The 21,544-nt window shown below is 62.7% G+C and carries 20 protein-coding genes; 15 read left to right on the top strand and 5 right to left on the bottom strand.

The window, feature by feature from the left end:
• Window positions 1-229: 229 nt before the first annotated feature.
• The 7 genes from GL286_RS07380 to GL286_RS07350 all read left to right on the top strand — a co-directional run bounded on the left by GL286_RS07380 (window position 230) and on the right by GL286_RS07350 (window position 8,297).
• Window positions 230-1,264 (top strand): rod shape-determining protein, encoded by a 1,035-nt coding sequence (locus GL286_RS07380; protein WP_155094882.1) that lies wholly within the window; start codon window positions 230-232, stop codon window positions 1,262-1,264.
• A 13-nt stretch (window positions 1,265-1,277) separates the two neighbouring features.
• A complete protein-coding gene (gene mreC / locus GL286_RS07375) occupies window positions 1,278-2,246 on the top strand; it encodes a rod shape-determining protein MreC (protein ID WP_155094881.1) in 969 nt (322 codons plus the stop codon).
• On the top strand, window positions 2,239-2,769 hold the full coding sequence (locus GL286_RS07370; protein ID WP_155094880.1) for a rod shape-determining protein MreD: 531 nt from the start codon (window positions 2,239-2,241) through the stop codon (window positions 2,767-2,769). The genes mreC and GL286_RS07370 overlap by 8 nt, the downstream gene beginning before the upstream one ends.
• Window positions 2,770-2,773: 4 nt before the next feature.
• Entirely contained in the window at window positions 2,774-4,717 is a 1,944-nt protein-coding gene (mrdA, locus tag GL286_RS07365; protein WP_155094879.1) for a penicillin-binding protein 2, read from the top strand.
• Window position 4,718: 1 nt separating this feature from the next.
• Window positions 4,719-5,858, top strand: coding sequence for a rod shape-determining protein RodA (rodA, locus tag GL286_RS07360; RefSeq protein ID WP_155094878.1), 1,140 nt, complete (start codon window positions 4,719-4,721; stop codon window positions 5,856-5,858).
• Entirely contained in the window at window positions 5,858-6,778 is a 921-nt protein-coding gene (locus tag GL286_RS07355) for a 2-hydroxyacid dehydrogenase (RefSeq protein ID WP_155094877.1), read from the top strand. The genes rodA and GL286_RS07355 overlap by 1 nt, the downstream gene beginning before the upstream one ends.
• Before the next feature lie 97 nt (window positions 6,779-6,875).
• Entirely contained in the window at window positions 6,876-8,297 is a 1,422-nt protein-coding gene (locus GL286_RS07350; protein ID WP_155094876.1) for a mannose-1-phosphate guanylyltransferase/mannose-6-phosphate isomerase, read from the top strand.
• Here GL286_RS07350 and GL286_RS07345 read toward each other — a convergent pair.
• Window positions 8,282-8,908 carry a TetR family transcriptional regulator C-terminal domain-containing protein gene (locus GL286_RS07345; RefSeq protein ID WP_155094875.1) on the bottom strand — a complete coding sequence of 209 codons (627 nt, stop codon included), beginning with the start codon at window positions 8,906-8,908 and terminating at the stop codon, window positions 8,282-8,284. The genes GL286_RS07350 and GL286_RS07345 overlap by 16 nt on opposite strands.
• Window positions 8,909-9,113: 205 nt before the next feature.
• Between GL286_RS07345 and GL286_RS07340 the strand changes: the two genes are divergently transcribed.
• The 6 genes from GL286_RS07340 to GL286_RS07315 all read left to right on the top strand — a co-directional run bounded on the left by GL286_RS07340 (window position 9,114) and on the right by GL286_RS07315 (window position 15,471).
• Window positions 9,114-10,394 (top strand): Zn-dependent hydrolase, encoded by a 1,281-nt coding sequence (locus tag GL286_RS07340; protein WP_246184866.1) that lies wholly within the window; start codon window positions 9,114-9,116, stop codon window positions 10,392-10,394.
• A 58-nt stretch (window positions 10,395-10,452) separates the two neighbouring features.
• Window positions 10,453-11,904: a dihydropyrimidinase gene (gene hydA, locus GL286_RS07335; protein ID WP_155094874.1), complete on the top strand. Its 1,452-nt coding sequence runs from the start codon at window positions 10,453-10,455 to the stop codon at window positions 11,902-11,904.
• A 1-nt stretch (window position 11,905) separates the two neighbouring features.
• Complete coding sequence (locus tag GL286_RS07330; RefSeq protein ID WP_155094873.1) at window positions 11,906-12,679, top strand: ABC transporter ATP-binding protein; 774 nt, start codon at window positions 11,906-11,908, stop codon at window positions 12,677-12,679.
• A 75-nt stretch (window positions 12,680-12,754) separates the two neighbouring features.
• Window positions 12,755-13,618: an ABC transporter permease gene (locus GL286_RS07325; RefSeq protein WP_155094872.1), complete on the top strand. Its 864-nt coding sequence runs from the start codon at window positions 12,755-12,757 to the stop codon at window positions 13,616-13,618.
• The gene (locus tag GL286_RS07320; RefSeq protein WP_155094871.1) at window positions 13,615-14,451 is read left to right on the top strand and encodes an ABC transporter permease; all 837 of its coding nucleotides are present in this window, start codon (window positions 13,615-13,617) and stop codon (window positions 14,449-14,451) included. Before GL286_RS07325 ends, GL286_RS07320 begins: the two co-directional genes overlap by 4 nt.
• 33 nt (window positions 14,452-14,484) lie before the next feature.
• Window positions 14,485-15,471 carry an ABC transporter substrate-binding protein gene (locus GL286_RS07315; RefSeq protein ID WP_155094870.1) on the top strand — a complete coding sequence of 329 codons (987 nt, stop codon included), beginning with the start codon at window positions 14,485-14,487 and terminating at the stop codon, window positions 15,469-15,471.
• Between the two features lie 63 nt (window positions 15,472-15,534).
• Here the strand turns inward: GL286_RS07315 and GL286_RS07310 are convergent, their stop codons facing one another.
• Entirely contained in the window at window positions 15,535-16,368 is an 834-nt protein-coding gene (locus GL286_RS07310; protein ID WP_246184865.1) for a cytochrome c, read from the bottom strand.
• Between the two features lie 184 nt (window positions 16,369-16,552).
• Here GL286_RS07310 and GL286_RS07305 point away from each other — a divergent pair, with 184 nt between their 5' ends.
• On the top strand, window positions 16,553-17,158 hold the full coding sequence (locus GL286_RS07305) for a YitT family protein (protein ID WP_155094869.1): 606 nt from the start codon (window positions 16,553-16,555) through the stop codon (window positions 17,156-17,158).
• A 6-nt stretch (window positions 17,159-17,164) separates the two neighbouring features.
• Here GL286_RS07305 and GL286_RS07300 read toward each other — a convergent pair whose 3' ends face one another.
• Window positions 17,165-17,509 (bottom strand): arsenate reductase family protein, encoded by a 345-nt coding sequence (locus GL286_RS07300; RefSeq protein WP_246184864.1) that lies wholly within the window; start codon window positions 17,507-17,509, stop codon window positions 17,165-17,167.
• Window positions 17,510-17,650: 141 nt separating this feature from the next.
• The gene (locus GL286_RS07295; RefSeq protein ID WP_155094868.1) at window positions 17,651-18,943 is read right to left on the bottom strand and encodes a DUF3422 family protein; all 1,293 of its coding nucleotides are present in this window, start codon (window positions 18,941-18,943) and stop codon (window positions 17,651-17,653) included.
• Between the two features lie 162 nt (window positions 18,944-19,105).
• Between GL286_RS07295 and GL286_RS07290 the strand changes: the two genes are divergently transcribed.
• A complete protein-coding gene (locus tag GL286_RS07290) occupies window positions 19,106-19,615 on the top strand; it encodes a L,D-transpeptidase family protein (protein WP_155094867.1) in 510 nt (169 codons plus the stop codon).
• A 484-nt stretch (window positions 19,616-20,099) separates the two neighbouring features.
• On the opposite strand, the gene GL286_RS07285 is transcribed toward GL286_RS07290, so the two are convergent.
• Window positions 20,100-21,539, bottom strand: a complete 1,440-nt coding sequence (locus tag GL286_RS07285) for an NAD(P)(+) transhydrogenase (Re/Si-specific) subunit beta (RefSeq protein ID WP_155094866.1) — start codon at window positions 21,537-21,539, stop codon at window positions 20,100-20,102.
• Window positions 21,540-21,544 lie beyond the last annotated feature (5 nt).

Raw genomic sequence — 21,544 nt, 5'->3', positions numbered from 1 at the left:
CGCGTGAGGAAGTCCAATGAACACCCATTTACCCGTAAAACGTGTGGCCTTTTTCAACGAAGCCCGTGCCAAAACGTCTCCGCTGAAATTTCGGGTTTTCGATTGCAAGGCCACGTCATATACGTCCGACAACTTCGACGAGGAGACTCATCGGGGCAATGGGACAATGGCCGTCGGCAAAACGACGGCAAACGGCCGTCATGGCAGGGACGGCAGAAGGGATATCATCATGGCCTTTGGCGGGTTGTTTTCCACCGACATCGCGATTGACCTCGGGACTGCGAATACGCTGGTCTATGTCAAGGGCAAGGGCATCATCCTGAACGAGCCTTCGGTCGTGGCCTATCACGTCAAGGACGGCAAGAAGCAGGTTCTGGCGGTGGGCGAGGATGCCAAGCTGATGCTTGGCCGTACGCCCGGCAGCATCGAGGCGATCCGCCCAATGCGCGAGGGTGTCATTGCCGACTTCGACAGCGCCGAGGAGATGATCAAGCATTTCATCAAGAAGGTCTTCCGCCGGACGACATTCTCGAAGCCGAAAATCATCGTCTGTGTGCCGCATGGCGCCACCCCGGTCGAGAAACGCGCGATCCGCCAGTCGGTCCTGTCCGCAGGCGCGCGCAAGGCCGGCCTGATCGCCGAACCGATCGCAGCCGCCATCGGCGCGGGCATGCCCATCACCGAGCCGACCGGCAGCATGGTTGTCGATATCGGCGGCGGCACCACCGAAGTAGCTGTCCTGTCGCTGGGCGACGTGGTCTATGCACGCTCGGTCCGCATCGGCGGCGACCGTATGGATGACGCGCTGATCAACTACCTGCGCCGCAACCACAACCTGCTGGTGGGCGAATCCACCGCCGAGCGCGTCAAGACCCAGATCGGCACCGCCCGCATGCCCGATGACGGCCGTGGCGCGACGATCATGGTTCGTGGCCGCGACCTGCTGAACGGTATCCCCAAAGAAATGGAGATCACCCAGGCAATGGTCGCCGAAGCGCTGGCCGAGCCGGTACAGCAGATCTGCGAGGCCGTCATGGTCGCGCTGGAAGCCACCCCTCCGGATCTGGCAGCCGATATCGTTGATCGCGGCGTCATGCTGACCGGCGGTGGCGCGATGCTGGGCGAGCTTGATCTGGCCTTGCGCGAGCAGACCGGCCTATCGATCAGCCTTGCCGACCAGCCGATGAGCTGCGTGGCGCTTGGCACCGGCAAGGCGCTCGAGTTCGAAAAGCAACTCCGTCACGTCATCGACTACGACAGCTGATCGGGGACCGACTTTGGCACGCAAGGGCCCTGATTATGTGGCTCCGGTCCGGCGTATTCTCGTTGCGCTGCTGACTTTGCTTCTGCTGTCGATTTTCCTTTTCTGGCAAATCGACAGCCCCCGTGCCGAGCGGATCCGATCCATGGTGATCGACCGTTTCGTCCCGGGCTTCGAATGGGCGATGGCCCCGGTGACACGGCTCAGCCGCATGGTCGCCGGGTTCGAATCCTATGCCCGCCTTTACGAGCAGAACCAGGAACTGCGGCGCGAGTTGCAGAAGATGTCGTCCTGGAAAGAGGCCGCCGTCCAGCTCGAGCAGGAAAATGCCAAGCTGCTGGCGCAGAACAGCGTCCGGATCGACCCTGCGTTGACCTCGGTTTCCGGCGTGGTGCTGACCGACAGCGGAACGGCGTTCCGCCAATCCGTGCTTCTGAATGTCGGATCGCGCGACGGTATCCTAGACGGCTGGGCGACGATGGACGGGCTCGGCCTTGTCGGCCGGATCTCGGGCGTCGGCGAAACGACCAGCCGTGTCATGCTGCTGACCGACCCTTCAAGCCGCATACCGGTCAACATCCTGCCCTCGGGCCAGAATGCGCTGCTGACAGGTGACAACACATCGTTTCCCGCGCTGGATTTCATCGAAAGCCCAGAGAACCTGCGTCCGGGTGATCGGGTGACCAGTTCGGGCGATGGCGGGGTCTTTCCGCCCGGCCTGCTGGTCGGTCAGGTCGCTCAGGCAAGCGACGGACGGCTGCGGGTGCGACTGGCTGCGGATTACGGACGGCTGGAGTTCCTGCGCGTGTTGCGCAGCCACCCGTCCGAGCGGTTGGCCGATACCGGCCTGCTGATCCCGCCGCCTCCGGCGGAGTTCATCGGCCCGCCATTGCCGCCCGCGATGGACGTCGATCCGGCTGCGGTCAAACCGGACGAGGCTGCCGCCCCTCCTGACGCTCCCGCCGACGAGCAAAGCAATGATTGAGCAGGCAAGGCGCAATCGGCTGGCCGGACAGATCCTGTTCGTCCTGCTGTTTCTGGCCATCCTGTTCCTGCGGTTGATGCCGCTCAATCCCGGGCGGGTGGTCTGGCCGGGACCGGATCTAGCGATGTGCCTGACGCTTGCCTGGACGCTTCGCCGCCCCGAGCAGGCTCCGGTCCTTGTCATCGCGCTTCTGTTCCTGCTTGAGGACATCCTGCTGCTGCGTCCCTTGGGTCTATGGGCGGCTGTCGTGGTCATGGGTACGGAAGCAGCACGACGCCGCGAGCAGCATTGGCGCGAGTTGCCATTCATGATTGAATGGCTGCGGGTGGCAACGCTGATGGCGATGATGATGCTGACCTATCGGTTTGCGCTCGCACTGTTCTTCCTGCCCCGTCCGCCACTGGGACAGGCCATCTTGCAATTCATCGCCACAACGGCGGCATATCCGCTGGTCGTGGGCCTGATGCGCTGGCCGCTGGGTCTGCGACGGGGGCTTTCCGATTCCGAAACGAGGCAACGCTAGAGCCATGCGCAAGTCGCAAAAGGAAATCGCCGAAAGCAGCCGCTCGATCTCGCGGCGGGTGCTGATGCTGGGTGTCATTCAGGCAGCCGTCATCAGTACGCTGGGCCTCAAGCTGCGGTCGATGCAGCTGGAACACGCCGATGAATACCGGCTGCTGTCGGATGGAAACTCGATCAAGATCCGCCTGCTGCCTCCGGCACGTGGGCTGATCCTTGACCGCAACGGCACGGTGATCGCGGGAAACGAGCAGAACTATCGCGTGACGCTGACGCGCGAAGACGCGGGCGATATTTCGACGGTCGTGGCGCGACTGCGCCGCATCATCCCGATGAACGACCGTCAGGCCGCCGATCTGATGGCCGAGATCCGACGCCGCAGCGCCGTCACTCCGGTCATGGTCGCGGATAGACTCACCTGGCAGGAATTCTCGTCTATCGCGCTGAACGCACCCGCCCTGCCCGGCGTGACACCAGAATCGGGCCTGTCGCGCAGCTATCCCCGCGGAGGCGATTTCTCGCATGTGCTGGGCTATGTCGGGCCGGTTTCCGATTACGACCTGTCCAAGATCGAAAACCCCGACCCCGTCCTGCGCCTTCCCGAGTTCCAGTTGGGCAAGATCGGGATGGAGGCCAAGCTTGAAGAACCTCTGCGCGGCAAGGCCGGCAACCGCCGCGTCGAGGTCAACAGTGCCGGCCGCGAAATGCGCGAACTCTCGCGTCAGGAAGGCCAGCAGGGCGCGACCGTCCAGACCACGCTGGACGCGCGGCTGCAAAACTTCGTCGCCCAGCGTCTGGGACAGGAAAGCGCCGCCGCCGTCGTTATCGACATCACCAATGGCGACATCGTGGCGATCAACTCGTCGCCCGTATTCGATCCGAACAAATTCGTGCGCGGCATCAGTTCGGGTGATTACAAGGAGTTGATGCAGCACGACCATCGGCCACTAGCCGACAAGACGGTGCAGGGGGCGTATCCGCCGGGTTCGACATTCAAGATGGTCACGCTTCTGGCCGGACTGGAAGCGGGGGTGATCAACCCCGGCTCGCGGTTCTTCTGCCCCGGCTATACGCAGGTCGCGGGTCGCAAGTTCCACTGCTGGAGCAAGGGCGGCCACGGCACGGTGGACGCGATCCGCAGCCTCGAACATTCATGCGACGTCTACTACTACGAACTCGCGCAAAAGGTCGGGATCGACCGCATCGCAGCGATGGCACGCCGTCTTGGGATCGGGGTTCGCCACGATCTGCCCATGTCCGCGATCACCGAGGGCATCGCCCCTGACCGCGCATGGAAAATGGCCCGCTACCAGCAGGAATGGCAGGTCGGCGATTCACTGAACGCCTCGATCGGGCAAGGCTATGTTCTGGCCTCGCCGCTACAGCTTGCGGTGATGGTCGCGCGCGTGGCCTCGGGCAAAGAGGTGATCCCGCGTCTGGTCCGCGCCATTGACGGCGTGGTGCAACCTGTACCGGAATTCGTCGATCTCGGGCTGAACCCGCTGAACCTGCGCACTGCGCGGGGCGGCATGGACGCGGTGATGAACTCCAGCCACGGAACGGCGCGTCGTGCGCGTATCGTGGCGCCGGAATGGCAGATGGCGGGCAAGACCGGAACCAGTCAGGTCCGAAACATCACCGCTGCCGAGCGCGCACGCGGCGTCATCTCGAACGATCAGCTGCCGTGGAACCGGCGCGACCACGCGCTGTTCGTCTGTTTCGCCCCCTACGAGATGCCCCGCTATGCCGTTTCGGTCGTGGTCGAGCATGGCGGCGGCGGCTCGGCGGTCGCGGCCCCGATTGCGCGTGACATTCTGCTGTTTGCCTTGGCTGACGGGCTACCGCCGCTGTCGGCCTATCCGGACGGCGAGCGTGCCAAGGTCGAGGAAATGTGGTCGAAGATGAACCTCATGCCCGAACCGCCCAACAAGACTGCCCGAGCGAAGGCCTGAGATGAGCTATCTGGACTACACGGTCGAGCGCGTCCCAACCGGATGGCGCAAGATCTTCTACCTTAACTGGCCGTTGGTTTTTCTCGTTACAGCAGTGAGTTGCATCGGATTCCTGATGCTGTACTCGGTCTCGGGCGGGGATATCGACCGCTGGGCTATGCCGCAGATGGAGCGTTTCGCGGCAGGCATGGCGATTATGTTCGCGCTGGCCTTCGTGCCGATCTGGTTCTGGCGATCTATCTCGGTCGTGTCCTATGTGACCTGCGTCCTGCTGCTGGTCGCTGTGGAGTTGATGGGCCATGTCGGTATGGGCGCGCAGCGTTGGCTGATCATCGGCCCGATCCGCATCCAGCCGTCAGAGCTGACCAAAATCGCTTTCGTGATGACGCTGGCGGCCTATTACGACTGGCTGCCGGTCGAGAAAGTCTCGCGCCCACTTTGGGTGCTGATACCGGTGCTGCTGATCTTGACCCCTACGGCGCTGGTACTGATGCAGCCCGACCTTGGCACCTCGATCATGCTGATCGCGGGCGGTGGCATCGTCATGTTCGTGGCAGGTGTGAGCCTCTGGTATTTCGGCGCTGTCATCGCCATCGTCGTCGCCCTGATCACCGCCGTGATGGAGAGCCGCGGCACCGACTGGCAATTGCTGCACGAATACCAGTTCCGCCGCATCGACACCTTCCTTGACCCCGGATCGGACCCGTTGGGCGCGGGTTATAACATCATGCAGGCCCAAATCGCACTTGGCTCGGGGGGCTGGTCGGGGCGCGGCTTCATGCAGGGCACGCAGTCGCGGCTGAACTTCCTGCCCGAGAAGCACACCGACTTCATCTTCACCTCGCTGGCCGAAGAATTCGGCTTTGTCGGCGCGGGGACGCTGCTGATGCTATACGTCCTGATCCTGGGCTTTTGTCTGCATTCGGCCCTGACAAACAGGGACCGGTTTGCCAGTCTGATGACCATCGGGATCGCGGGGACGTTCTTCCTGTACTTCTCGATCAATATGGCCACGGTGATGGGGATGTTGCCAGCCAAAGGCTCGCCCTTGCCGCTGGTCAGTTACGGAGGAACCTCGCTGATGATCTTGCTGATGGGTTTTGGCATCCTGCAATCCGCCCATGTCCATAGGCCGCGTTGATGCGGGTGCTGTTTGCCGCGCCCGCGCGTCTGTGGGACGATTGGGCACCGGCGCTGCGAGCCGCCTGCCCTGAAATCGACCTGTGCCGCGATGGAGATCCGGCAAGCTTCGATGCGCTGATCTACGCGCCGGGCTACCCCGAGGATGGCAGCCAACTGGACTTTTCGCCCTTCGTCAACGCGCGGGTGGTGCAAAGCCTCTGGGCGGGGGTCGAGCGGATCGTGACCAACCCGACATTGACCCAGCCGCTTTGCCGGATGGTCGATCCGGGGCTGGCTCAGGGTATGGTCGAGTTTTGCACCGGATGGGCCATGCGGGCACATCTGGGCATGGATCTGTATCCACAAGACGGGGTCTGGCGTCAGGGCGAAACGCCACCACTGGCCGCTGACCGCCGCATCACCGTGCTGGGCATGGGCGAATTGGGTCGGGCAGTCGCATCGACACTGTCTGGCCTTGGTTTCGACGTGACAGGCTGGTCGCAATCCGGCCGCGCGGTTCCGGAGATCAGCGTATTCTCCGGCGAGCGGTTGGATGACGCCATTTCCCGCGCCGAAATCCTGATCTGTCTGCTGCCGGATACGGCCGCAACCCGCGATCTGCTGAACCAGACGCGCCTTGGCCTGCTGCCACAGGGTGCCACTATCATCAATGCAGGGCGCGGCACGCTGATCGACGAAGCCGCGCTGCTGCATGTCTTGGACGAGAACCCGAGCGCCCGCGCGGTGCTGGATGTGTTCCGCACCGAACCCCTTCCCGCGGGTCACCCGTTCTGGAACCATCCCCGCGTCACGGTGACGCCCCATATCGCCGCCGAGACCCGTCCGGCAACTGCAGCTCATATCGCCGCGCAGAACCTGCGCCACGCGATGCGCAACGAGCCGTTAATCCACCTTGTCGATCGCCACCGCGGATACTGATCCAAACTGGTACATTGATGCAACTTGCGGGCTAGATTATCCCGTTGGATAAAGGCCTTGGCAGGTACAAACGAAACTGCTCCGAAGGAGTGATGGCATGGTGATAACCCCTGTTCTTCTGGCTGGCGGATCGGGCACACGGCTTTGGCCGGTGTCGCGCAAAAGCTTCCCCAAGCAATTCGCCCCCTTGATCGGAGAGGAATCGCTGTTCCAGGCCTCGGCCCGCCGCCTTGCCGGAGACCGCTTTGGCGCACCGCTGGTGATGACCAATGCCGATTTCCGCTTCATCGTGGCCGAGCAGCTGGACCAGATCGGCATCACCCCCTCGGCCATCCTGATCGAGCCGTCGGGTCGAAACACGGCCCCTGCCATCCTGACGGCTGCATTAAGCGTCGCGGCCACCGATCCTGATGGACTGCTGCTGGTTGCGCCCTCGGATCACGTCGTGCCCGATATCGAGGCCTTTGGTCGCGCGGTCGATCTGGGCGTGCCAGCGGCACAAGCCGGACGCATCGTGACCTTCGGCATCACGCCGACCCGCCCCGAAACCGGTTACGGCTATATGGAGGCCGAGGCCGCGGGCGAAGGACCGGTGGTTCTGAAACGCTTTGTCGAAAAGCCCGATCTTGCCAATGCCGAACAGATGATCGCGCAGGGCAATTACCTGTGGAATGCGGGGATCTTCCTGTTCTCGGCGCGTACGATGATCGACGCCTTCCGCGCCCATGCGCCGGAGTTCATGCCTCCGGTTCTGGCTGCTCTGGACGAGGCAAAGCGCGATCTGGGCTTCCTGCGCCTTGCGCCCGAGCCGTGGAACACCCTGCCCGATCTGTCGATCGACTATGCGGTGCTGGAAAAGGCCGACAATCTGTCGGTCGTGCGTTTCTCGGGCCATTGGTCCGACCTTGGCGGCTGGGATGCCGTCTGGCGTGAAGCTCAGGACGGCGCTCCAGCCGAACGCGGCGCGGTCAGCGACGAACGCTCGACCGCGATCGATTGCGACAATGTCCTGCTGCGCTCGCAGGACGAAGGCATCGAGGTTGTCGGCATCGGCCTGAAAGACGTGATGGTCGTCGCCACCAATGACGCGGTTCTGGTTGCCGGAATGGACCGCGCACAAGAGGTCCGCAAAGCCGTCTCGGCGCTGAAGTCGAAAGGCGCGCGTCAGGCCGAAACCTTCCTGCGCGACCACCGCCCTTGGGGCTGGTTCGAGACGCTGGCATTGTCGGACCGCTTTCAGGTCAAGCGCATCGTCGTCAACCCCGGCGCGGCGCTGTCCTTGCAATCGCATTTCCACAGATCGGAACATTGGATCGTGGTCAGCGGCACCGCGCGGGTCACGGTGGATGATCTGGTGACCTTGGTGACCGAGAACCAGTCGATCTATGTGCCTTTGGGGGCGGTTCACCGCATGGAGAACCCCGGAAAGGTTCCGATGGTCCTGATCGAGGTGCAGACCGGCGCCTATCTGGGCGAGGACGACATCGTCCGCTACGAGGATGTCTATTCGCGCGGCTGAGGCCGCAGCAGCCGCCGATACAGCAGGTCAAGGAACACCCCTGCCTCGACATAGGGATCATGCTCCGGGCCAAGCACGGCCCGGACCTGCACCTCGAAATCCGCGTAATGCTGGGTCAGCGCCCAGATCGAGAACAGCAGGTGGTGCGGATCGACCTGAGCAATCCGGCCATCCGCAATCCAGCGTGCGATCAGCGCGGATTTCTCGTCGACCAACTCGCGCAATTCGCCGCCAAGGATGGGGGCGAGGCGTTCGGCCCCCTGAAGCACCTCATTGGCAAAAAGGCGGCTTTCCTGCGGATAGTCGCGCGACAATTCCAGCTTGCGCTTCGCATAGGCAAGGATCTGGTCCTGCGGGTCGCCCTCTGCACGTAATTCGCGCAAGGGGTCCAGCCACAGATCCAGAAGTTCGCGAAGCAAGCTTTCGTGGATCGCGTCTTTGGACTGGAAATAATACAGCACATTGGGTTTCGACAGACCCGCCGCGTCGGCAATCTGGTCGATGGTCGTGCCCGCGAATCCCCGTGCTGAAAATTCGCGCAGCGCGGCGGTCAGGATCGCCTCGCGGTTCTTTTTCTGGATACGACTTTGGCGAAGAGGCTTGTCCTGCATAGGTTTTCCCTGAAAAGCGCGGGCCCCTCCGAAAGGCAGAAATCGCGGCGCTTGACTGACCATGGCCCCGTGCTAGCGTGATCCTGACCAGATGGTCAATAATTTGCGGCGAATGGGTCAGCGCGCCTTTTAGGCATGGCGCGTCCCAAGACCGATCCCGCCGACCGTCCGCAGAAGACGGCGGCAAGACAGGAAGGACGACGAGATGACCTCTGCCCCCGGCGGGTTGGATACGGCTGTCATGCCCGCAGCCAATATGAAGATCGACGGCGACCGGCTGTGGGACAGCCTGATGGAGATGGCCAAGATCGGCCCCGGCGTCGCGGGTGGCAACAACCGGCAAGCCCTGACCGACGAGGATGGCGAAGGCCGCCGCTTATTCCAATCTTGGTGCGAGGAAGCGGGCATGGCGATGACCGTCGACCAGATGGGTAACATGTTCTTCCGCCATGAGGGGACTGAGCCGGATCTCGATCCGGTCTATATCGGCAGCCATCTGGACACCCAGCCAACGGGCGGGAAATATGATGGCGTGTTGGGCGTGCTGGCGGGGCTTGAGGTCATCCGCTCGATCCGCGATCTGGGTGTACGGACCCGCCGTCCCATCGTGGTGACTAACTGGACGAACGAGGAAGGCACGCGCTTTGCCCCTGCCATGCTGGCCTCGGGCGTTTTTGCGGGCGTGATCGATCAGGATTACGCCTATGCCCGCCATGACGCCAAGGGCCGGACCTTTGGCGAGGAACTGGCCCGCATTGGCTGGAAGGGCAACGAGAAACCCGGCGACCGCAAGATCCACGCCATGTTCGAATACCATATCGAACAAGGCCCGATCCTTGAGGCCGAGAACACCCAGATCGGCGTCGTGACCCATGGTCAGGGCCTGCGCTGGATCGAATGCACGGTGACTGGCAAGGGCCAGCACACCGGCTCGACACCCATGCGGATGCGCCGCAATGCGGGACGCGGATTGGCGCAGTTGACCGAGTTGGTCCACGAGATCGCGATGAAGCATCAGCCTGCTGCCGTGGGAGCAATCGGCCATATCGACGTCTATCCAAACAGCCGCAATATCATAGCAGAAAAGGTTGTTTTCACGGTAGATTTCCGCAGCCACCTGCTACCGATCCTGTCGGAGATGGTCGAGGAATTCAACGCCAAGGCGCCCGCAATCTGCGAGGCTTTGGGTTGTACCTTCTCGGCAGAAACCGTCGGCCAATTCGATCCCCCTGCCTTCGATCCGGCTCTGGTCGGGCGGGTGCGTTCCGCCGCCGAGCGGCTGGGCTACAGCCACATGGATATCGTCTCGGGCGCGGGACATGACGCCTGCTGGGTGAACAAGGTCGCGCCGACGGTGATGATCATGTGCCCCTGTGTCGACGGTCTGTCCCATAACGAGGCCGAGGAGATCAGCCCCGATTGGGCCGCAGCTGGCGCAGATACGCTGCTGCATGCGGTGCTGGAAACAGCAGAGATCGTCACATGACAGCGCGGGGCACGGCCTCGCACTCGGGAATATTTTTACACGGAAGAAGGGATGAGGGATGAGCACGGTCATCAGGGGCGGCACCATCGTCACGGCGGATCTAAGCTACATGGCGGATGTGCTGATCGAGGACGGGCGCATCGCCGCCATTGGCGCGGGGCTAGCCGGCGACAAGGTTCTGGATGCCTCGGGCTGCTATATCATGCCGGGCGGGATCGATCCCCATACCCATCTGGAGATGCCCTTCATGGGCACCTATTCCGCCGATGATTTCGAATCCGGCACGCGGGCTGCGCTGGCAGGCGGTACCACCATGGTGGTGGATTTTGTTCTGCCCTCGCCCGGTCAAGGTCTGCTGGACGCGCTGAAGATGTGGGACAACAAGTCCGGCCGCGCGCATTGCGACTACAGCTACCACATGGCGGTGACATGGTGGGGCGAGCAGGTCTTTGACGAGATGGATGAGGTGGTGAAGCGCGGCATCACCAGCTTCAAGCATTTCATGGCCTATAAGGGCGCGCTGATGGTGAACGACGACGAGATGTTCTCGTCCTTCCGCCGCGTCGGCGATCTGGGCGGCGTGGCTTTGGTCCATGCCGAGAATGGCGATGTCGTGGCCGAGCTTTCGGCGCGGCTGTTGGCCGAGGGGAATACCGGTCCCGAGGGCCATGCCTATTCCCGCCCCCCTCAGGTCGAGGGCGAGGCCACAAACCGCGCCATCATGATCGCCGACATGGCGGGCGTGCCGCTTTACGTCGTGCATACATCTTGCGAGGACGCACATGAGGCGATCCGCCGCGCGCGGCAACAGGGCAAGCGAGTCTGGGGTGAACCGCTGATCCAGCATCTGGTGCTGGACGAAAGCGAGTATTTCAACGCGGATTGGGACCATGCGGCGCGGCGTGTGATGTCGCCTCCGTTCCGCAACAAGCTGCATCAGGACAGCCTGTGGGCCGGGTTGCAATCGGGCAGCCTGTCCTGCGTTGCCACCGATCATTGCGCCTTTACCACCCAGCAGAAGCGCTATGGGGTCGGTGATTTCACCAAGATCCCGAACGGGACGGGCGGCCTTGAGGATCGAATGCCGGTGTTGTGGACGAAGGGCGTTGGGACCGGGCGGCTGACGCCGAACGAGTTCGTGGCCGTCACCTCGACCAACATCGCCAAGATCCTGAACATGTATCCGAAGAAAGGCGCGGTTCTGATCGGCTCGGATGCCGATCTGGTCGTATGGGACCCCGAGGCGGAAAAGACCATCAGCGCCGGGACGCAGCAATCTGCCATCGATTACAATGTCTTCGAGGGGATCAAGGTCAAGGGCCTGCCGCGTTTCACCCTGACACGTGGTGTCGTCGCCGTGACCGAAGGCAAGGTCGACAGCCACGAAGGCCATGGCGAATTCGTCGCCCGCGAGGCACGGCCCGCCGTCAACCGCGCGCTATCAGCTTGGAAGGAACTGACCGCGCCCCGCCCGGTCGAGCGCTCCGGCATTCCGGCCAGCGGGGTCTGAGTTGTCGGTCATCGAGGCGCAGGGCGTCAGCCTGACTTTCCAGACCGCCGACGGCCCGGTCCATGCCCTGAAGGACGTGGACCTGACCATCGGCAAGGGCGAATTCGTCAGCTTCATCGGCCCATCCGGCTGCGGCAAAACCACCTTCCTGCGCACCATTGCCGCGCTGGAAACCCCGACCGAGGGCCGCATCCGCGTCAATAGTCTTGACGCGGATGCGGCGCGGCGGGCGCGGGCGTACGGTTATGTGTTTCAGGCTCCGGGGCTTTACCCGTGGCGGACGATTTCAGGGAATATCTCTCTGCCGCTTGAAATCATGGGCTTTTCAAAGACGGATCGCACGGATCGCATCGCCCGCGTGCTGGATCTCGTCGAACTGTCCGGCTTTGGCGGCAAGTTCCCTTGGCAACTTTCCGGCGGGATGCAACAACGCGCCAGTATCGCTCGTGCGCTGGCCTTCGACGCCGATATCCTGCTGATGGACGAACCCTTCGGCGCGCTGGACGAGATCGTGCGCGACCGCCTGAATGCCGCCCTACTGGAGCTGTGGGCCAAGACCGGCAAGACCATCAGTTTCGTCACCCATTCGATCCCAGAGGCGGTGTATCTCTCGACCAAGATCGTCGTCATGTCGCCGCGCCCCGGCCGCATCACGCGCATCATCGACAGCACTCTGCCGCACGAACGGCCCTTGGAGATCCGCGACACGCCCGAATTCATCCGCATCGCGCAGGAGGTCCGCGAGGGGCTACGCGAGGGGCACAGCTATGACTGAGTCCGCCTGCACAGCCCGTCCTCCGGGCGTACACCGCCTGTACACCGTTCGTGCACCGTTCTTCGGGGGGCACGCATGAACCGTGTCGTGCCGGTGCTGACGGTCCTGACGGCGCTGCTGCTGGTCTGGTATGTCGGGGCGGTGGCGCTGAACGCGCCTTGGGCGCGCGATCAGGCGTCGCGGGCGGGAGATAGCCTGACCCTGCCCGCATTGGTCCATGCCACCATGATGCAGGAACGTCCGGTCCTGCCCGCGCCGCATCAGGTTGCCAAGGGCGTCTGGGACGGGGTCGCGGGGCAGAAGATCACCTCGAAGCGCAGCCTTGTCTGGCATGCGGGCATTACCCTGTCGGCGACGCTGGCGGGGTTTGCGATTGGCAGCCTTGCGGGCATTCTGCTGGCTGTCGGGATCGTGCATAGCCGCGTCATGGACCTGTCGGTAATGCCATGGGCTATCGCCAGCCAGACCGTGCCGATCCTTGCCATCGCACCCATGGTCATTGTGGTCTTTGCCAGCATGGGGGTCACGGGATTGGTGCCCAAGGCGATGATCGCGGCGTGGCTATCGTTCTTTCCGGTGCTGGTCGGCATGGTGAAGGGGCTACGCACCCCCGACCGGATGCAGATGGACCTGATGCATAGCTGGAACGCCTCGGGCACGCAGGCCTTTTGGCGGCTGCGGTTGCCCTCGGCCATGCCCTACCTGTTCGCCAGCCTCAAGGTCGCGATTGCTGCGGCGCTGGTCGGCACTATCGTCGGCGAATTGCCCGCCGGTGCGACGGCGGGATTGGGGGCAAGGCTGCTCTCAGGCAGCTATTACGGCCAGACGATCCAGATCTGGGCCGCGCTTTTCGCTGCTGCCGCCTTGGCCGCCGCGCTGGTCGCTGTGGTCAGCGGGATCGAGCGTGTCACCTTGAGGAGAATGGGGCTGGCGCGATGAGTGCCGCCCTGCCCCTGATCGCGGTCTGGCTGGGCGCGCTTGGCCTGAACACATGGATCGCGCGGCATCGCGGCCCGATCCCCGCGATGCTGGTCCCGCTGATCTTTGGCGCGACCATCCTGATCCTGTGGGAGATGGCCTGTCGCAACTTCGCTATCCCTTCGGTGATCCTGCCCGCCCCCAGCCAGATCTGGGCTGCGTTCACCGGCAACCTGCCGCTGCTTTGGGGGGATTTCACCCAGACCATCCTGAAAGGCGCGCTATCGGGCTGGCTGATCGGCGCAGCCGCCGCAGTGGCCACTGCTATCGCTATCGACCGCTCGCCCTTTTTGCAGCGCGGCTTGCTGCCTATCGGGAATTTCGTCGCAGCCCTGCCGATTGTCGGCATCGCGCCGATCTTTGTGATGTGGTTCGGCTTTGACTGGCAGTCCAAGGCCGCCGTCGTCGTGGTCATGGTCTTCTTTCCGATCCTTGTGAACATGGTCGCGGGGCTGAAGGCGACCGACGCTCTGGCGCGTGACCAGATCGCGACTTGGGGGGCGAGCTACGCTCAGGCGCTGGTGAAACTGCGCCTGCCCGCCGCGATGCCCTTCCTGTTCAACGGGCTCAAGATCACCACGACTCTGGCGCTGATCGGGGCCATTGTGGCCGAGTTCTTTGGCAGTCCGACCCGTGGCATGGGCTTTCGCATCTCGACCGCTGTCGGCCAGTTGAACATGCCGCTGGTCTGGGCCGAGATCCTTGTCGCAGCCATTGCCGGAACAGCATTCTATGGAGTTGTCGCGCTGGTCGAGAAAAAGGTGACCTTCTGGCACCCTTCGCAGCGCCAATAACCGGGGCCAATGCCCCCAACAGTGGAGAGAGTGATGAAGAAATTCCTGATCTCGGCGGGTCTCGTGTCGCTGATGGCGGGTGCTGCCTCGGCTGCGGATGATCTGACGCTGCAATTGAAATGGGTGACGCAGGCCCAGTTCGGCGGCTATTACGTCGCCAAGGACAAGGGCTTCTACGAGGAAGAGGGCCTGAACGTCACCATCAAGCCGGGCGGGCCGGATATCGCTCCGGTGCAGGTTCTGGCCGGAGGCGGTGCGGATGTCACCGTCGAATGGATGCCCGCCGCCCTTGCCGCCCGCGAAAAGGGCCTGCCCATCGTCAATATCGCCCAGCCCTTCAAAAAGTCGGGGATGATGCTGACCTGCCTGAAGGAAAGCGGCGTCGCCGATCCCAAGACCGATTTCAAGGGCAAGACCTTGGGCGTCTGGTTCTCGGGCAACGAATATCCGTTCCTGAGCTGGATGAACCATCTGGGCCTGAAAACCGATGGCAGCCCCGAAGGCGTTACGGTCCTGAAGCAGGGCTTCAACGTCGATCCGATCCTGCAAAAACAGGCCGCCTGCATCAGCACCATGACCTATAACGAATATTGGCAGGTGATCGATGCGGGGATCAAACCCGAGGATCTGGTGACCTTCAAATACGATGACCAAGGCGTCGCCACGCTGGAGGACGGGCTTTACGTTCTGGAAGAAAAGCTGAACGATCCCGCGATGGAGGACAAGCTGGTCCGCTTCGTTCGCGCCAGCATGAAGGGCTGGAAATACGCCGAGGAACATCCCGAGGAAGCCGCCGAGATTGTCCTAGAAAACGACGAGACCGGCGCCCAGACCATCGAGCATCAGGCCCGCATGGCCGGAGAGATCGCGAAGCTGACCGCCGGATCGAACGGCGCGCTGGATGAGGCGGATTACAAGCGCACGGTGGACACGCTGCTGTCGGGCGGATCGGATCCGGTGATCTCGAAGGCCCCCGAGGGCGCATGGAGCAGCGCGATCACCGACAAGGCGTTGCAATAAGTCCCGTTGAAGGACCGGAAAAGCGGAGGGATAGCCCCCCGCTTTTCCGTAAGGCCGGACGGGTTACTCGTGGTCCGGCAAAGCTGGCAGGGTGCGCAGGTACAGCACGATGGCGTCCATGTCCTCGGGTGTCATTTTCGCCAGATAGGGATAGGGCATCGGTGGCAACATCGTGGTTCCGTCCGGACGCTGCCCACGAAGCATATTCTTGATTTCGTCGTCGCTATAATCGGCCAAGCCGTCCGGTCCATTGGTCAGGTTGGCCGCGACCGACACATTCCACGGGCCGTGGAACTCGAAGCCACCCGCGCCGAGACGGGTGTCCAGCAGCGGTCCCTGCGGTCCCATCGGGGTGTGGCATTCCATGCAATGGCTGACCGGACCGGCGAGATAAGCGCCGTATTCGACACTGACCCCGCGGGGCGGAGGCGTCACACTATCGACCGGAGGGCCATAGGCAGGTGGCAAGGGGATATTGTACTCGGACTTGCCCGGATCGTGTTCGACCGCGGGAATGCTGCGCAGATACAGGACAATCGAGGCCAGATCCTCGTCGCCCAGACCGCGATACATCGCAAAAGGCATCGGCGGGCCGATCAGAGTGCCATCGGGACGTAGCCCCTCGCGGATGGCGTGGACCAGATCGGCATCGCTCCAACCGGCGATCCGCGAGCCGGGGGTGATGTTCGGCGCGATGGCGGTGAAGGCCGGATTTTTATCGACCAGCCTGCCGCCCAGATCCTGACTCATATCGAAGCCGTTCGGCCCGATCGGAGTGTGACAGTTCCCGCAGCCAGCGGGCCCCTGCACTAGATATTCACCGCGCTCGAGACTAGGGGCCGCAATACCGGTATCAGGCAACAAGGCAACGGCAAAAAGCAGTGCAAAGCGGCGCATGGACAAATCCCCAGAAGGATGGACTGCCCCGTAATCTACCACGAGGCCCGACCGCAGCAGCTTGCGATCTGGACCTGCGCAGATATCTATTGGGTCAGGATTTCCATGGTTTGCCGCGAATCCGCCGACAAAAAATCCCGTCTGGCATCTTGCGGTTTCCCTCGGTGCGGGCCACAGCAGCGCCATGACGAAATCTACCGCCAAACACAGCATGATCGACGACGCGCAGGGGCTTGCCTATGGCAGCTTCATCGCATCGGTCGGTGTCGTTCTGATGACCCATATGGGCTTTGTCACGGGCCAGACCGCAGGGCTTGCGATCCTGATCTCGTACGCGACCGGCTGGGGTTTCGGTCCGGTATTTTTTGTCGTCAACCTGCCGTTCTATTGGCTGGGCTGCAAACGCTTCGGGCTGGCATTCACGCTGAAAAGCTTTGTCGCGGTTGCGATGCTGTCGGTGCTGGCCCAGTTCCTGCCGCAGCATCTGCAATTCGGTCATGTCCACCCCGCCGTCGCCGCGATCCTGCTGGGCTGCCTGACGGGATCGGCGCTGCTTGCGCTGTTCCGGCATGGTGCCTCGCTGGGCGGAATCGGCATTGTCGGGCTGTACATCCAGGATGCGACGGGATTTCGCGCGGGCTGGACGCAACTGATTTTTGACGCCTGCCTGTTCGCTTGCGCATTGTTGGTGCGCGACGTCAGGACCGTCGCCTTGTCGTTTCTAGGCGCGTTGGTCCTGAACCTTGTCATCGCCTTAAACCACCGGCGCGACCGCTATATCGTCGGCTGACGGCCCTTAGGCCGTCACCCCCAGCGCACGTTTGACATTGGCGGTCCAGCCAAGCAGGCGCAAATCGCCCTGAACAATCGCCGGACGTTTCATCAGCGACGGCTTGGCCGACAACATCTGAAGCGGCGTGCCTGCGCGTTCGTCCTCGGACATGGCGCGCCAAGTCAAGCTGGCGCGGTTCACCAGCTTTTCTCCGAATTCCGGGATCATCTTCTGCCACGCGTCCAATGGCAGAGGATCGCTTTTGACATCGTGGAACGAGACGGTCCAACCGGCGGCTTCAAGCTCGGTCTGGGCCTTTTGGCAGGTCGAGCAATGGCTCAACCCGTACATGGTCAAGGATTTGGTCATCAGATCAACGGCACAAGAGGAACATTGCAGGCGGACAAAGCCAGCACAGCCAACAGGGAAAGTGCAAGTCTCAAGGGAGGGCTCCGGATAGAATTCTGGCGGACTTATCGCGCGACGCGACCGGCGCGTAAAGCCATGCCGCTAGTGATCGTCATGCAATCGCGCCCTGATGCGGCGCATCGCGAACCAGACCGCCAGCACCACCGCCGGAGTCAGCACCGCAGTCAGTACCGCCTTGTCCAGATGTATCGCATGGGCAAGCGGATACAGCGCATAACCCATCAGCCCGACCGCATAATAGCTGATCGCCACAACCGACAGTCCCTCGACCGTGTGCTGCAGGCGCAGTTGCAGATCAGCGCGACGGTCCATGCGCTGCATGATCTCCTGGTTCTGGGCACCGCGCCAGACATCGACGCGGGTGCGCAGCAACTCGCCCGCGCGTTCGGCCCGATCCAGAAGTGTCGCCAGCCGCCGTTCGGTCGATTTCACCGTCCGCATGGCAGGCAGATAACGGCGGGACATGAACTCGGTCAGCATCTGTCCGCCCATGAACCGCGACTCGCGCAAGGCCGCGACGCGCTCGGTCACGATGGCTTCATAGGCTGCGGTCGCGCCAAAGCGGAAGCTGTGCTGGGTCGCAGCGTTCTCGAGCCGCGTGGAGACCGACAACAGGTCGTGCAGTACCTCGTCGGCGGGCCGGGAATCGTCGGTCATGCTTTGAAGGATATCGCTGAGCTGGACCTCCAGCCCGTTCATCTGCTCGCTCAGGATGCGCGCGCGGCCCAGACCCAGCATCGACATGGCGCGATAGGTTTCCAGATCCAGCAGCCGCTGGACGATGCGGCCGATCCGGCCCGAGGCGGTTCCGGGGCGAACGAAGACGGCAAACCGCATCCAGCCGCCCGAATCTATGCGGAAATCACCCGCCACCACGGCGGATTCGTCCAGCACCCAGACCGACGCGATGCTGTCGGCAGCGAACCATTCGGCAAGCCGCGGCGTGATCTCGCGCGGGTCATCGGGCAAAAGATCGACATGGACGATCACCGCCGCGACCCGCTTTCCCGGAGCGGCCGATTGCCATTCCAGCGGAAACACCTCGCCCACAGACGGGTCGAAAGGCCGCGGAGGAAGGCCGCGGGCGAAAGCCGTATAGGTCACGAACTCGGTATGGCTTTCCCAGCGCAGCTTGTGGCGTCCTAGCTGGGCGGCGTAATGCCCCGCCTGCGGATCGGGACTGGGCGAGCCGTGACGCCGGCATAGCTCGGCCAGATGGGCGACATCCAGCGACCGGTCGCGGCTGGCAGCGTCGCGCGGCTCTTTGATAGCAAGGAAAACAGCGGTGCAAGGCGCCTCGAGCCGCGGCGACGGCCGGGCGTGGAGTTCATTGACCAAGGCATAGCGCAGCGGGTGTTCGGCATCGTCATTCATGGGCGAATGATTAGCAGCCGCCCGCAAGCCCGCAAGAGGAAAGGCTTTCCGCCAACTTCGGGGCCTGCTGGCTCCTTGGCTCATCACTTCGTGAACGATGCACGATTGTTGACCGCGCCGGTTGCAGGCAAAATATAGCAAAACAACGCCGAGGGGACAGAGATGAGACGCTGGCTATCCGGATTCATTGTCGTCGGGTTGATGGTCGGGCTGTCCGCCTGTGCGCCCAGCAAGTTCAAACGCTATTCGGGCCCACCCGTCACCGAGGTTCTGGTCCAGAAAAGCGACCGCAAGATGTATCTGCTGAGCGGGAACCGCGCGCTCAAGGTCTATGACATCGGGCTTGGCAACGAGCCGATCGGCCACAAGCAGATCGAGGGCGACGGCAAGACGCCCGAGGGGATGTATTTCATCGACCGGCGCAATCCTGACAGCAAGTATCACCTGTCGATCGGCGTCTCGTATCCGGATGTGGTCGATCAGGCCACTGCAGCCGCGCTCGGACAGCGGCCCGGCGGCGATATCTTCATTCACGGCCAAGGCCCCGAAGGTCGCGCCCTTTCAAAGTACCGGCGCGACTGGACTGCGGGTTGCATCGCCGTCCGCGACGAGGAAGTCGAGGATATTTACGCAATGGTCCGGAACGGCACACCGATTCTGATCCGGCCCTGAAACGGAACGCAGGCCCCCTTCCCGGGGGCCTTTTTCGTTAACGAAGGTTAACAGAACTGACCTGTTCAAATGGTCAGATAGGCACGGTCTTCCATACAGGTTATTTCTTAATCGAAATTCCGACGTGCCGAAGGCCATGCAACTACCTCCTATCATTTCTGCAGAACAAATCGATTCCGAAGACACCGCTGGCTATGTGCCGGCGGCCATCGAGTCCGTCTTGCGTTTCGGTCCGAAATCCAGATGGCGTGCCGGCGCCATCGTACGGAGTTCGTCCGAACGTTCGCAGGCCGTAGCGACACGCTGCGCCCTGCTCATCCCGCGTAGGGGAAAGCGCACGCGCAAGCTGGCGCTGCATCCTGCGCTGCCCGCCGAAGTCGTCAAATCCATGCTCCAGGCTCTTTGATCACCACCAATAACTGAAGCGGCAAAAGAGAAAGGCGGGCCTGTTGGGGCCCGCCTTAATCATTCCTGAGAGACGTTTTCAGTCGATCATCGGCAGCAACGCGTCGATGGACTTCTTGGCATCGCCATAGAACATCCGCGTGTTGTCCTTGTAGAATAGCGGGTTCTCGATCCCCGAATAGCCGGTGCCTTGTCCGCGCTTGCTGACAAAGACCTGCTTGCCCTTCCAGACCTCCAGCACGGGCATACCGGCGATGGGGCTGTTCGGGTCTTCCTGCGCGGCAGGGTTCACGATGTCGTTCGAGCCGATGACGATGACCACATCGGTATTCGGGAAGTCCTCGTTGATCTCGTCCATTTCCAGAACGATGTCATAGGGAACCTTCGCCTCGGCCAGAAGCACGTTCATATGCCCCGGCAAACGACCGGCAACCGGATGGATGGCGAAGCGGACGTTCTTGCCCGCAGCACGCAGCTTGCGGGTCAACTCGCTGACCGATTGCTGGGCCTGCGCCACGGCCATGCCGTAGCCCGGAACGATGATGACCTCGTCGGCTTCGTTCAGCGCGGCGGCCACGCCTTCGGCGTCGATGGCGATCTGTTCGCCCTCGATCTCCATCGCGGGGCCGGTCTCTCCGCCGAAACCGCCAAGGATGACGCTGACGAAGTTCCGGTTCATCGCCTTGCACATGATATAGCTCAGGATCGCACCCGAGGAGCCGACCAGCGCACCGACCACGATCAGCAGGTCATTGCCCAGCGTGAAGCCGATAGCTGCCGCCGCCCAGCCTGAATAGCTGTTCAGCATCGACACGACGACCGGCATATCCGCGCCACCGATCCCCATGATCAGGTGGTAGCCGATGAACAGCGCGCAGGCCGTGATCAGCAGCAGCCACAGCACCGGAGCGCCAACGGTGCAGTAAAGCACCAGAGCCAGAGCCGACAGTGCCGCAGCGCCCGCGTTCAGCATATGGCCGCCCGGCAGCTTTTTCGGCTTGCCGTCGATTTTGCCCGCCAGTTTGCCAAAGGCTACAATCGAGCCGGTGAACGTCACGGCGCCGATGAAGATGCCCAGAGCGACCTCGACCTTGAGCATGGCCAGTTCCGCCGGAGTCTTATGCGCCAGCACGGCCGCAAAGCCGTGGAACTCGGCGGCGGCATCCGCGGCGCGCGCACGCAGCATCCGCGACAGTTCGAACTGGGCGTTGAAGCCGATCAGTACGGCGGCCAGACCGACAAGGCTGTGCATCGCTGCGACCAGTTGCGGCATCTCGGTCATCTGGACGCGCTTGGCCACGAACCAGCCGATCGCGCCACCGATTGCCAGCATCACCAGCGAAAGCAGCCAATTGCCCGCTCCGGGACCGAAAAGGGTCGCGACAACGGCAAGCGCCATGGCCGCAATTCCGTACCAGACCGCGCGCTTGGCGCTTTCCTGTCCCGAAAGCCCACCTAGCGACAGGATGAACAGGACGGCGGCAACCACATAAGCGGCGGTGGTGATTCCGTACTCCATCATCC

The organism is Paracoccus aestuariivivens, assembly GCF_009711225.1.
GTDB lineage: Bacteria > Pseudomonadota > Alphaproteobacteria > Rhodobacterales > Rhodobacteraceae > Paracoccus > Paracoccus aestuariivivens.
Note: the sequence above shows the minus strand (reverse complement) of the source record. Positions and strands in the feature narration are given on the sequence as shown.